Source organism: Streptococcus anginosus, assembly GCF_900636475.1.
Lineage (GTDB): Bacteria > Bacillota > Bacilli > Lactobacillales > Streptococcaceae > Streptococcus > Streptococcus anginosus.
Genome location: NZ_LR134283.1, coordinates 967,533 through 979,958 on the forward strand (window position 1 = coordinate 967,533; position 12,426 = coordinate 979,958).

General features: G+C 36.3%; 11 protein-coding genes. 2 read left to right on the forward strand and 9 right to left on the reverse strand.

Annotated features, from left to right (window positions below; all coding sequences use genetic code 11):
* Positions 1-3: 3 nt before the first annotated feature.
* The 9 genes from EL079_RS04690 to EL079_RS04730 all read right to left on the reverse strand — a co-directional run bounded on the left by EL079_RS04690 (position 4) and on the right by EL079_RS04730 (position 8,618).
* Complete coding sequence (locus tag EL079_RS04690; RefSeq protein WP_003031884.1) at positions 4-1,506, reverse strand: YfcC family protein; 1,503 nt, start codon at positions 1,504-1,506, stop codon at positions 4-6.
* Positions 1,507-1,743: 237 nt separating this feature from the next.
* A complete protein-coding gene (gene arcC / locus EL079_RS04695; protein ID WP_003031893.1) occupies positions 1,744-2,691 on the reverse strand; it encodes a carbamate kinase in 948 nt (315 codons plus the stop codon).
* Between the two features lie 153 nt (positions 2,692-2,844).
* Positions 2,845-3,861 (reverse strand): ornithine carbamoyltransferase, encoded by a 1,017-nt coding sequence (gene argF, locus EL079_RS04700; RefSeq protein ID WP_003025410.1) that lies wholly within the window; start codon positions 3,859-3,861, stop codon positions 2,845-2,847.
* Positions 3,862-3,884: 23 nt separating this feature from the next.
* Positions 3,885-5,114, reverse strand: coding sequence for an arginine deiminase (gene arcA / locus EL079_RS04705; RefSeq protein WP_003028185.1), 1,230 nt, complete (start codon positions 5,112-5,114; stop codon positions 3,885-3,887).
* 309 nt (positions 5,115-5,423) lie between these two features.
* On the reverse strand, positions 5,424-6,110 hold the full coding sequence (locus EL079_RS04710) for a Crp/Fnr family transcriptional regulator (protein ID WP_018543437.1): 687 nt from the start codon (positions 6,108-6,110) through the stop codon (positions 5,424-5,426).
* Between the two features lie 136 nt (positions 6,111-6,246).
* Positions 6,247-7,305: a serine hydrolase gene (locus EL079_RS04715; RefSeq protein ID WP_018543436.1), complete on the reverse strand. Its 1,059-nt coding sequence runs from the start codon at positions 7,303-7,305 to the stop codon at positions 6,247-6,249.
* Positions 7,306-7,519: 214 nt separating this feature from the next.
* Positions 7,520-7,849, reverse strand: coding sequence for a hypothetical protein (locus tag EL079_RS04720; RefSeq protein ID WP_003030698.1), 330 nt, complete (start codon positions 7,847-7,849; stop codon positions 7,520-7,522).
* 51 nt (positions 7,850-7,900) lie between these two features.
* Positions 7,901-8,152 (reverse strand): hypothetical protein, encoded by a 252-nt coding sequence (locus EL079_RS04725; RefSeq protein ID WP_018543435.1) that lies wholly within the window; start codon positions 8,150-8,152, stop codon positions 7,901-7,903.
* A 181-nt stretch (positions 8,153-8,333) separates the two neighbouring features.
* Entirely contained in the window at positions 8,334-8,618 is a 285-nt protein-coding gene (locus EL079_RS04730) for a bacteriocin immunity protein (RefSeq protein WP_003030694.1), read from the reverse strand.
* A gap of 247 nt (positions 8,619-8,865) precedes the next feature.
* Between EL079_RS04730 and EL079_RS04735 the strand changes: the two genes are divergently transcribed.
* Positions 8,866-11,043, forward strand: coding sequence for a peptide cleavage/export ABC transporter (locus EL079_RS04735; protein ID WP_003030689.1), 2,178 nt, complete (start codon positions 8,866-8,868; stop codon positions 11,041-11,043).
* Positions 11,044-11,053: 10 nt separating this feature from the next.
* Positions 11,054-12,415, forward strand: a complete 1,362-nt coding sequence (locus tag EL079_RS04740; protein WP_003030685.1) for a bacteriocin secretion accessory protein — start codon at positions 11,054-11,056, stop codon at positions 12,413-12,415.
* Positions 12,416-12,426 lie beyond the last annotated feature (11 nt).

Consider the following 12,426-nt stretch of genomic DNA (forward strand, 5'->3'; position numbering starts at 1 on the left):
TTATTATAAGAAAGTTCCTAAAATAAGAAGTAGAATACTTACTACAAAGATTCCCGCAACCAATTTTGCAACGAATTTCCACCAAGTACCCAAATCAATACGTCCAAGAGCAAGTGCTCCCATAACGATACCAGATGTTGGAGTAACAAGGTTCAAAAGACCAGAAGCAGATTGGTAAGCAGTGATAATCAAGCTTGCTGGAACGTTGACGAATTTTCCAAGAGGTGCCATGATACCCATTGTTGCACTGGCAAGACCAGATGTTGATGGGATAAGGAATGACATTGGCAGATAGAAAATGTAAGTCAATACGATAAATACTTGAGATGATAGACCCTTGAGTCCTACTTCACCCCAGTGAAGGATTGTAGCCGTAATCATACCATCGTTCATGATGACTTGAATACCACGAGCAACAGCTACGATAAGTGCAACACCAAGCAAATCAGCTGCACCATTGATAAATACAGTGATGAAGCGATCTTCTTTCATGCGGTAAACAAAACCAATGATAATACCCATAACTGCAAAAAGCATTGCTCCTTCTGGGAAGTACCAAGTACCTAATGCAGAAGTTGATGTACCCACAATTTTACCAATTACAGGAATGCCAACCAACCATTTGTTGAAGTTTTCAAAGACATGTACGTTCAAATCCGTCCACGGAATGAAACTCATAATCATAAGAACAAAGGTCAAGACAAAGAGTACCAACACTTGTTTTTGTTTCTTGCTAAGAGTAGATTCTACATTAGCAACTGCATCTACATTAAAGTGTTTCAAATCTTCTTCGCGATGGCTGTAAACCAAAGATTTTGTAGGATCTTTTTGAATCTTATCCGCATAACGATAAACGAAATACGTACCAAGTGCTGTCATCACAACAAAGAAGATTAACCGAAGAACAATACCGTCACCAGTACCCACACCTGCTGTCGCAGAAGCTATACCTGTAGCAAATGGGTTTAGAGTAGAAGCTAAACATCCAATTTGAGAACCAAGAAGGATAATAGCTACCGCAGTCAAACTATCAAATCCTACTGCCATCATAACTGGCACAAGAAGTGGATAGAAAGCCATAGTTTCTTCACCCATACCATAAGTTGATCCGCCAAGAGCAAACAAAGGCATCAAGACTAAAATCAACATCTTTTCACGACCCTTGTACTTCTTGACGATGGAAGCAATCCCTACATCAAGAGCACCTGTTTCGTTGACTACTCCAAGGAAACCACCAACCATCAAGATAAAGAACGAAACGTCAATCGCTGCTGAAGTTGGTTCTTTCCCAAGCATAGCACGAATTGGAGCCATTAAGACATCCCAAATCCCTTGTGGATTTTGAGCAACAGTCTTATAAGTTCCTGTAATTAGATTACCAGACTTATCAGCATCATATTGACCAGCTGGAATAATCCAGGTCAATACTGCCATAATGGCAATGATAATCATCAAAACGGTATAAGATGACGGCATCTTAAACCCTTTTTTTGCTTTTTCACTCATTTGTTTTCCTCCTAAATGTAACAAATTGTAAAAATTTAACCGAATCCCATTTTCAGAAAGCGCTTCCTTTGACTATATTTTAACATATTCATCTGGAAAAAACTAGTAATTTCCAAAAAAATTATCATTTCACAACAGTAAAATAGATCAAAAGAAAGCAAATCTAAAAATAGGAAACACTAACATTGTTTTAAAAAGTTTTATTACAGTCTTAAACTTATAAATGATAACACTCTGTTATCCCTTTTCAATAATCGTTCCGCTTTCAGACTCAATTAAAGCACCTAAGTTTTCAAGAGAAGTAATGACAGCTTCGCCTTCTAGTCGATCATTTACAAAGGCAATAGCTGCTTGCACTTTAGGCAACATACTTCCTGGTGCAAACTGTTCTTGCTTGATGTATTCTTCAAGCTGAGCTACATTAACACGCTCTAACTTGGTTTGGTCTGGTTTATTATAGTTGACATAGACATAATCCACACCTGTCAAGACAATGAAAAGATCTGCTTCGACCAATTCAGCCAGACATTGTGAAGCAAAGTCTTTGTCAATTACTGCTTCTACGCCGGCAAGATGACCGTTGTCTTCCTTGATAACAGGAATGCCGCCACCACCAGCAGCCACAACGACATGTCCTGCATTGATAAGCGTACGAATGGTTTCAATTTCTTTGATTCCAACTGGTTTTGGTGAAGCAACCACTTTTCTCCAGCCACGTCCAGCATCTTCTTTGAAAGTAGCTCCACTCTTTTCAGCTTCTGCTTTTGCTTCTTCTTCTGTGTAGAATGGTCCGATTGGTTTGCTCAAATTTGTGAAAGCTGGGTCATTTTTGTCAACCACGACTTGTGTCACAACAGAAGCCACTTCTTTTTCAATACCTTCTTCACGTAAAGCATTTTGAAGAGCATTTTGCAACCAGTAGCCGATACTTCCTTCTGTCATTGCAACGAGCGAATCAAGCGGAAACGCTGGATTTTTTTCAGAATCTGCCGCTAAATGTTGCAATAAAAGATTTCCAACTTGCGGTCCATTTCCATGAGTGATAATCAAGTCGTCACCATTTTTAATCAATTTTACAAGATGACTTGCTGTTTCTGCTAATGCTTCTTGTTGTGCTTTTGCTGACGGATCAGATGAAAGGATGGCATTCCCTCCCAAAGCCACAACGATTTTCCGATTTGCCATAAATAATGAGCCTCCTTAGAGTTATTCTTGTATTATGTTTCTATTTTAGTATTTAGTAATAACAATAGAAACGAGCACTATTAAAAATGAGGACTGGACTAAAGCTATTAGTCGCAGCCCTCATAGCTGTTGGTAAACGGTTTTGGTTTTAAATTATACTTTTGGAATATAAAGGTTACCAAGAGTTGCTGCCATAACTGCTTTAATAGTATGCATACGGTTTTCAGCTTGGTCAAATTGGCGAGCGTATTTGCTGCGGAATACTTCGTCAGTTACTTCCATTTCTTCAACGCCGAATTTTTCAGCAACATCTTTACCATAGACAGTATTTGTATCATGGAAAGCTGGTAAGCAGTGCAAGAAGATTAAATCTTCATTGTCAGCTTTCTTAACCAAGTCCATATTTACTTGGTAAGGTTTCAAAAGGGCTACACGTTCTGCGAATTTGTCTTCTTCACCCATAGATACCCAAACGTCTGTGTAAAGGACATCTGCACCTTTAACAGCTTCATCTGCATTGTCAGTAATTAAGACATGTGCGCCACTTTCTTTCGCATATCCTTCTGCCAATTTCACGATATCTTCAGCTGGGAAGAGTTCTTTTGGAGAGAAGATGTGCACATTCACACCGAGGATAGCACCTGTTACAAGAAGGCTGTTTGCAACGTTATTGCGTCCGTCACCACAGTAGACAAGAGTCAAGCCTTCCAAACGACCAAAGTTTTCTTGAACTGTCAAATAGTCAGCTAACATTTGAGTTGGATGCCATTCGTCTGTCAAACCATTCCATACAGGAACACCTGAGAATTCTGCTAATTCTTCTACCATGCGTTGGCTGAATCCGCGGAATTCAATTCCATCAAACATACGTCCCAATACTTTAGCAGTATCTTCAGTAGATTCTTTCTTGCCAAGTTGGATGTCGTTAGCTCCTAGGTATTCTGGATGAGCACCAAGGTCAATCGCTGCTGTTGTGAAAGCTGCACGAGTACGAGTTGAAGTTTTTTCAAACAAGAGAGCAATATTTTTACCTGCTAAGTAATGATGTTCAATATTGCGCTTTTTCAAATCTTTCAAATGAGCTGCTAAACCGATAAGATATTCTAATTCTGCACGTGTAAAATCTTTTTCTGCCAAGAAGCTGCGTCCTTGGAACACTGAGTTTGTCATTCTAATTATTCCTCTTTCTAATCTTAAAGTTCTTCACGTTCAAATGGCATTGACATACAACGAGGTCCACCACGACCGCGAACCAATTCACTTCCGCGAATCTTAATCAAACGAAGTCCGTATTCTTCAAGAATCTTGTTGGTAACAACGTTACGGTCATATACCACTACCACGCCTGGTGCAATTGTAAGGGTATTTGAACCGTCGTTCCATTGTTCACGAGCAGCAGCAACAGTATTTCCACCACCACAACGAATCAAATGAACTTTGTCAATACCAAGATTCTTAGCTAACAATTCAGCCAAATCGCCTTTTTCTTCTGCAATATGAAGTTTTTCATTTTCATAAGTAACAGAGTAAACGCGAAGGTCGCCTTCAATTTCTGGGTGAATCGTGAACTTGTCATAGTCAACCATTGTGAAGACTGTATCTAAGTGCATGAATTTACGATTATTAGCGAATTCAAATGCAATCACTTTCTTGAAGCCAACATTCTTCTTAAAGATATTGACCAAAAGTTTTTCAATAGATGCTGCGTCTGTACGTTGTGAAATACCTACTGCAAGAACATCTTTAGAAAGAACAAGTTCATCTCCACCTTCGATACGAGTTGTTTCTTCACGGTTATAAACCAAGTCAACATTGCCACCATATACTGGGTGGTATTTGAAAATGTATTTACCATAAAGTGTTTCACGATTACGTGTATCTGAGTACATGTGGTTCAATGACACCGCATTACCAATTGTAGCAAATGGGTCACGTGTGAAGTACAAGTTTGGCATTGGGTCAATAGCAAATGGATAGTCTGATTCTACTAAGTCGGTCAATCCTTTAGCTTCTTCAGGAATTTCTGGCAATTCTGCTTTTTGGAAACCTGCCATTGTCTTTTCAACCAATTCAAGGTTGTCTTCTATACCATGAAGAATGTCGCGAATAGCCACTTTTGTTTGTGCCCCGCGAATATTTGCTTCATCAAGATATTCTTCAATAAATTCGTTACGAATTTCTGGAGAAGTCAATGATTCAGCGGCCAACTTTTCAAGGTAAAGAACTTCAATACCTTCTTTACGAAGAGCGTCTGCAAAAGCATCATGTTCTTTTTGAGCGTCTTCCAAGAATGGAATATCGTCAAAAAGCAGACGTTCCAAGTGATCCGGCATCAAGTTTTCCAACTCTTTACCAGGACGATGTAGCATAACTTTTTTCAGTTTTCCTATTTCTGAGAAAACATGAATAGGATGTGTAGACATCTTATGTCCTCCTCTTTTTCTTTGTGACTTAAGTTTCCTTAAGTTCTATTTACATGTTATATTGTAATATCTTTTGTTTGCGCTTTCACAATCAATTGTACATTCAAAATGCCAAATCCTTTGCTTTTTTTAAAAGAAATTCAAATATTATTTCAAAATAAAACGCTTTCTATAAATATTTTATGCATTTTATTGGTTTTATGAATAATTATTTTTTAGAAATTAATCAAATTCTTAAGCTCATATTTGTCTAAATGAAAAAGAGGACAAGAAATTGCGTTTTCTACTACAATTTCGCCCTCTTTTGCATTACATATCTTCAAAATATTTTAAAAAGTATTCTTTATCCAAAAAGACTAGTTTCTTTCGTTTATATTGAATAATGTTTTCTTCTGTTAATTTTTTCAACACTTGATTAACTGTTTCACGAGTAGTTGCACCTAGTTTAGCTAGTTCTTTCATACTAAGTGCAAAAGGAATATCATCTCTATCTTGGCAAAAATCAATACATAAAATTGAAATCGCTTGAATAACTCGCTCTGTCGCACTAGCCAAAACAGAGTTTCGCAAGCGTAATTCATGGAAACGCAAAATATTTGACAACTTATGTGTAATGAATAACGTTTGCTTTATAGTTTGCTTAGAATAATATTCATACAAGTCAACAGGAATCGAAAAATATTCCAAATCTGTCACAGATACGCCAGAATAGTGGTAAGTCTCATCTTCAAACATACCACCATAAGGAAACATGGTATTTTCTTTCACATAATCAATGTAATTAAATGAATCTGTCTGGTCGTACTGTTCAATGCGAACATAGCCTTTATAAATCAAAAAAAGTCGCTCTCGTTTATCGCCAGAAAAGAAAATAATCTGTCCTTTTGGTACTTTACGAAATTGAATCTCAACCGCTATTTTATCAAAATGTTCAACTGGTAAATTTTCAAAAGCAGGATGTTCCCTAATGTAACGATAATGCTCTTTGTTAATCATGATATCCTTGTGGTCCTTTTTTTACATTCTGCTTTTATTATAACACAAAAGGGCTTCAATCTTAAAGAGAGCCCTTACATTTTTCTGAAATTTGTTCTTTTTACAATGTGTCCTTTGACACATAAATATATGTATCTTAATTTATATTCACTCGATGCCATTCATTGATGACATAGGCCAATTGCCCAACTTGCGTAATACCAACACCGCTGATTTCATCACTCTCTGAAGTCGTTCCTCCCAGTCCTGCTGTATAAAGGGCAATCAAATAAGGCTTTTCCTCACACACAACTGCGTCTACATTTAATGCCTCTGCAACATAACCTGGCTTTTGGTAGATTGGAATGTCTCTTACATATCGTTTATAGTATTCATTTGGAAAAGACTCACCGATATAATACAAAATATCTTTATATTTTTCCTGATGTTTCCAAAGATAATCCAACACCTGAATATAATAATCCGTCGTTGTTTGATTCTGTTGGTTGATTGTCTTAATCTCGCCCTTTCCTTTTCCATAGCGCTGATACATCGTATAGGCTTTATCCAAGCCACCTAAGCATTCCGCTAAAGCATAAGCAGGTGTATTTTCAGAATAGAGAAGAGAGTATTCCTGCATCTCAGGAATGTTCATTGTCCCATTAAATGCCGCTACGTAATTATTGTGTTCACCGATATATTCATAGCGAGTATGTGTAATATCAAACCGCTCGGTTAGTGATAAATTTCCCTTTTCTACCTCATCAACGACCAACATATTTAATGGCAATTTGTAAGTTGAGCCTGCTGTCATCGGCTGCGTCTCATTCATAGCATAGGTTTGCCCACTCGTTAAATCCTTATAAGAAAATGCAACTTGTGAATGATCAATTCCCATCTCATCTAGATACGCCTGTACGACTTGAACCAAATTTAGATTGGCATAATCATAATACAAACCATAAGCTCCCATTACAGGCAAATCAGCTTCCATGACTTTCTGCTTTTCTTCCATACTTTTTGTTGGAACACGAGTAGTTGCTGGTTTCGACTCTTTTGACGAACTTTTTTTCTTTTCTTGACTAACTGTGTAACTTTTAGCTACCTTCGTATGATGTGGCTTTCTAGCTTGCCCAAAGTGCACAGCACTTAACACCAACACACCACATATCATAAAGCAACCAATCAAACAAAGAATTATTGTCTTTTTACTCACGCACTTCTCCTAACTTATATACCTCATTATATAGGAAGAATAAAAAAATAACAAGATATGATAAACAGAATCATTAACTATTTTCAACTTCCTTTATTATATATATACAGTATAAACTAATAATTCTAGTTCATTAAAAAAAATCCTAAATGATAGCTCTGATCCCCTGAATGGTAAAACTATCTCAGCTAGTCTGCTAAAAAGTGATAAAAAATCAATTTATTTTAAAATTTTCTTGAACATGATACTCTTTTTCAAATGTTTTTTGAGAGACGACTCGGTGATTGGTTACATCCAAATAATCATCAATATACCCTAGCACATACATGCCATAACCAGCAAATCCACCGCCTACTGTTCCAACTGCGCCAATTTTTAAATTTTCTAGCGTAGAAGGATTTAGTCCTGCCATTAAAATCCGAAAATGATCATCCAACCAATATAAATAATTTTTAGCAAAAGCTGCTTTCACCCAATCAGGCTGTTCAGTTTCCTTACCAATTTTCCAAACATTAGCTACTTGATTTTTATAAATTACTTTCATGGTATTCTCCACTTTTTGATTTATTCTTACCTTAATAAAAGTCTTCCATTTTTATAGGATAAATTGAGGTAAAAAATATAAGCAAACAATCATCACTACAACCGACAACATAACAGCCGACAGCAATGTGAGCCTCTCATTAAACTTCAATATTTTTATGCAGATAAATGTATAGGCTGAACTCATCACATAAGTCGCAACAATAGCATAAAGCTGCTTTAAATCGTGTGACCAATAGTCTAAAAGCAAGGTTCCTATTAAGCCACCTAAAATCCATAGTTGTAGTTTCTTTAAATAAGTCATATATTCCTACTTTCTAATCATCTCATTTTTTACGTTTCCAGTACATCATTTCACAGACGTAATTAATCATATCACTAAGAGATTGCTATTTACTGTTACAAATCAAACTGTCTATATGAAGCAATGAAAAAGTTATTATTCGTGTTCTAATGCATTTTTATATAGGCTTATATTAGCTAGGTTAAAATATATACCGTATATTTGATAAACTTCTTAATCTCTTCAACTGATTAGACTGAACTTCTGATAAATGAATATTTTTCTCAATCAGCTTTTGAAAAAGAGCAAGATTCATACGACTTAATATAAATGGAGTTGCTATTTCCTGCTTTTTCAACTCTTCACGATAAGATAACAAGACTTTCTTCAAATCGGGATTCGTCAAATTTGAAAGCAGATCGTCAACAATAGTGACTGCTTCATCTCGTCTCTCTTTGCCACCTAAAAACCAGTTTATCTCTACCATCAGATTTTCCTCTTTCAATTTATAAAATCGACTTTTAAAATTGTTCAATTTAAATTATCTTGAACATCATTTAAATATAACTATTTTCTTGGTTTTGTAAACATTAAATTCTTAAACAGTAGCTTTGACATCTTGAATGGTATTTTTTAATCATTTAAGACATCAGAACGACCATTTAAGATTAAAATGCTCTTTTTCTTGCGTTTTTTGAGAAAATAACATTACAAAACGAAAGGAAAACATTATAGTGAATTTAAAAAAATCGTTTGTGCCGCAAATAGATGCTAGAGATTGTGGTATTGCTGCTCTGGCTTCCATTGCTAGATACTATGGTTCAAATTATTCTTTAGCACACTTGAGAGAGCTCGCAAAGACAGACAAAGAAGGGACAACTGCACTTGGAATTGTCAAAGCAGCAAAAGAAATGGGCTTTGAAACCCGACCAATCCAAGCAGATATGACATTGTTTGATACAGAAGAGCTTCCCTATCCTTTCATCGTACATATCAATAAAAACGGCAACCTTCAGCACTATTATGTTGTTTATAAAAACGAGAAAAAGCACTTGCTTATCGGTGATCCTGATCCAACTGTCAAAATAACTAAGATTAGCAAAGAACAATTTATAACTAAGATTAGCAAAGAACAATTTGCAAAAGATTGGACTGGTGTTGCTATCTTTCTCGCACCGAAACCTAGCTATAAACCTCATAAGGATAAGAAGAACGGGCTTGCTAGCTTTTTACCACTCATCTTTAAACAGCGTTCTTTGATTTTTTATATTGTCTTAGCTAGTTTGCTCGTGACCCTCATCAACATTGTGGGCTCCTATTATCTGCAAGGTGTTTTGGACGAATACATCCCAAATCAGATGAAATCAACTCTTGGGATTATTTCAATTGGGCTTATCATTGCCTACATCTTACAGCAAATGATGAGTTTTTCAAGAGACTACCTGCTAACAGTGCTCAGTCAACGATTAACAATTGATGTGATTTTGTCTTATATTCGGCATATTTTTGAATTACCAATGTCCTTTTTTGCGACGAGACGCACTGGGGAGATTATTTCTCGTTTTACAGATGCCAACTCCATTATTGATGCTCTAGCTTCAACTATCCTGTCTCTCTTTCTTGATTTGTCCATTGTGATGATTGTCGGCAATGTTCTTTTACTGCAAAATACCAATCTCTTTTTACTCACCTTGCTTGCAATTCCTATCTACGCTCTCATTATTTTTGCTTTTATGAAGCCTTTTGAAAAAATGAATAACGATGTTATGCAAAGCAATGCTATGGTAAATTCTGCCATTATCGAAGATATCAACGGAATTGAAACCATTAAATCTTTAACCAGCGAAGAAAGCCGTTACCAAAAGATTGATAGCGAGTTTGTTGATTATCTGGATAAGACTTTCAAGTTAAGTAAATATTCTATTATGCAGACAGCACTCAAACAAGGAGCACAACTTATTTTGAATGTGGTCATTCTCTGGGTTGGAGCTTCTTTAGTCATGTCTCAAAAGATTTCAATTGGTCAGCTGATTACTTTCAATACTCTCCTTTCATACTTTACTAGTCCGCTTGAAAGTATTATCAATCTTCAAACCAAACTGCAATCAGCTAAAGTTGCCAATCATCGACTGAATGAAGTTTATCTGGTAGAATCCGAATTCAAAACCAAGCAAGTCCTTACGGAGAAAAGATTCTTAGCTGGAGACATTACTTTCCATAACGTCTCCTATAAATACGGCTTTGGACGAGATACTTTATCAGATATTAGTTTGACTATCAAGAAAGGAGATAAAATCAGTCTTGTCGGCATCAGTGGTTCGGGAAAAACAACACTTGCTAAGATGATTGTTCATTTTTATGAGCCTTATCAAGGACAAATTCGCCTCAACGGAAATGACCTCAAGACAATTGATAAGAAAGTTCTTCGGCAATATATCAACTACCTGCCTCAGCAAGCTTACATCTTTAGCGGCTCCATTCTAGAAAACCTCACATTAGGAGCCGATCAAACAGTTTCTCAATCAGACATTCTTCGTGCCTGTGAAATTGCAGAAATTCGTTCAGATATCGAACAAATGCCCATGGGATACCAGACAGAATTGTCTGACGGAGCTGGATTATCTGGTGGGCAAAAACAGCGAATCGCACTTGCACGCGCTCTGCTGACGAAATCTCCCATTCTCATTTTAGATGAAGCAACGAGTGGATTAGATGTTCTAACAGAGAAAAAAGTCATTGATAATCTCATGAAATTACCCGACAAAACCATTATTTTTGTTGCTCATCGTCTCAGCATTTCAAAGCGTACAAATCAGATTATCGTCCTTGACCAAGGAAAAGTGATTGAAACTGGTTCTCATACTGAATTGATAGAAAGAAAAGGTTTTTATTATCATCTATTTAATAAATAAGGAGTAAATTATGAATCCCAATCTGTTTAAAAGTGCAGAATTTTATCATCGAAGATACCACAACTTTGCGACCGTTCTCATTCTGCCTTTGGTATTCTTCGTTCTATTTCTTGTTCTTTTTTCCTTTATCGGGCAAAAAGAAGTGACTGTCAAATCCATTGGCGAAATCACACCAACGAAAGTCATTGCCATGATTCAGTCAACCAGTGACAATACGGTTCTGACCAATCATTTAGCTGAAAATAAGACCGTCACCAAAGGAGAGTTGTTGGTTCAATATACAAAAAATATGGAAGCTTCCCAACAAACAGCCATTGAAACGCAACTTGCCACTTACCAGCGCCAAAAAGCAGAATTAGAAACATTAAAAAATAGTTTACAGCAGGGAACAAATCTTTTTACAGACAAAGATGAGTTTGGCTATGCCAACACATTTAACAATTTTATCAAACAATCAGAAGATTTAACTATCGGCATTTCAAAAAATAATTCCGAAGTTAGTAAACAAGCTTCTTTAACCAACCATACGATTGCTGCTATTGATGAGCAAATGAACGAATTAACAAAACAAATGAATGACTATCATGAATTGTATAATGCCATTTCTAGCAACGTTTCAAATTTGCCAAAAAGCAATCCTCATCAAGCAACCTTTAACCTATATAAAAATGAATATCACGTCAAACATGATTCGTCAACTACAAATCAATACTTAGCTCAAATTGATACAAAGATATCCAGCCTAAATTCTTCCATTGCCAATCTAAAGATTCAAAAAGCTAGTGCCGGAACTGCAACGACCTATGACAATAGTCTTTCGACTAAAATTGAGGTACTTCGCACACAATTTATCCAGACCACAGAGCAAGAATTAAGAACCCTTACAACTCAGATAATCGATTTGCAAAATCAATTGAACCAAGCAACTGCTCAACTTCAAAACAATCAGTTAACTGCTCCTGAAACAGGTATTCTTCATATCAGCAGTGCGCTCAAAGGAAAGGCTTTACTACCAAAAGGAACGGAAATTGCTCAGATCTATCCAGATATCACGAAAACAAAAGAAGTTCTTATCACCTATTACGTGCCTTCAGCCTATATGACCAATTTAAAAAAGGGACAAACTTCCCGCCTTACTCTAGAAAAAATTGGAAATCATACAATCACTATTATCGGTAAAATTAACAGCATTGACACTTCTGCTACTGAAACAAAACAGGGAAACCTGTTTAAAATCACTGCAAGAGCCTTTGTATCTAAAAGAGATAGCCAGATCTTGAAGTACGGTTTGCAAGGACAAGTAACGAGTGTCATTGCGAAAAAATCATTCTTTCATTACTACAAAGATAAACTGTTAAACAACGTTGAATGACTGTTTAAGGA

What these genes read in the sequence shown, in the direction of transcription:
- EL079_RS04690 (WP_003031884.1), bottom strand. Translation starts at nt 1,506, where the DNA reads ATGAGTGAAAAAGCAAAAAAAGGGTTTAAGATGCCGTCATCTTATACC.
- arcC (WP_003031893.1), bottom strand. Translation starts at nt 2,691, where the DNA reads ATGGCAAATCGGAAAATCGTTGTGGCTTTGGGAGGGAATGCCATCCTT.
- EL079_RS04730 (WP_003030694.1), bottom strand. Translation starts at nt 8,618, where the DNA reads ATGGTAGAGATAAACTGGTTTTTAGGTGGCAAAGAGAGACGAGATGAA.
- EL079_RS04720 (WP_003030698.1), bottom strand. Translation starts at nt 7,849, where the DNA reads ATGAAAGTAATTTATAAAAATCAAGTAGCTAATGTTTGGAAAATTGGT.
- EL079_RS04710 (WP_018543437.1), bottom strand. Translation starts at nt 6,110, where the DNA reads ATGATTAACAAAGAGCATTATCGTTACATTAGGGAACATCCTGCTTTT.
- EL079_RS04740 (WP_003030685.1), top strand. Translation starts at nt 11,054, where the DNA reads ATGAATCCCAATCTGTTTAAAAGTGCAGAATTTTATCATCGAAGATAC.
- EL079_RS04725 (WP_018543435.1), bottom strand. Translation starts at nt 8,152, where the DNA reads ATGACTTATTTAAAGAAACTACAACTATGGATTTTAGGTGGCTTAATA.
- arcA (WP_003028185.1), bottom strand. Translation starts at nt 5,114, where the DNA reads ATGTCTACACATCCTATTCATGTTTTCTCAGAAATAGGAAAACTGAAA.
- argF (WP_003025410.1), bottom strand. Translation starts at nt 3,861, where the DNA reads ATGACAAACTCAGTGTTCCAAGGACGCAGCTTCTTGGCAGAAAAAGAT.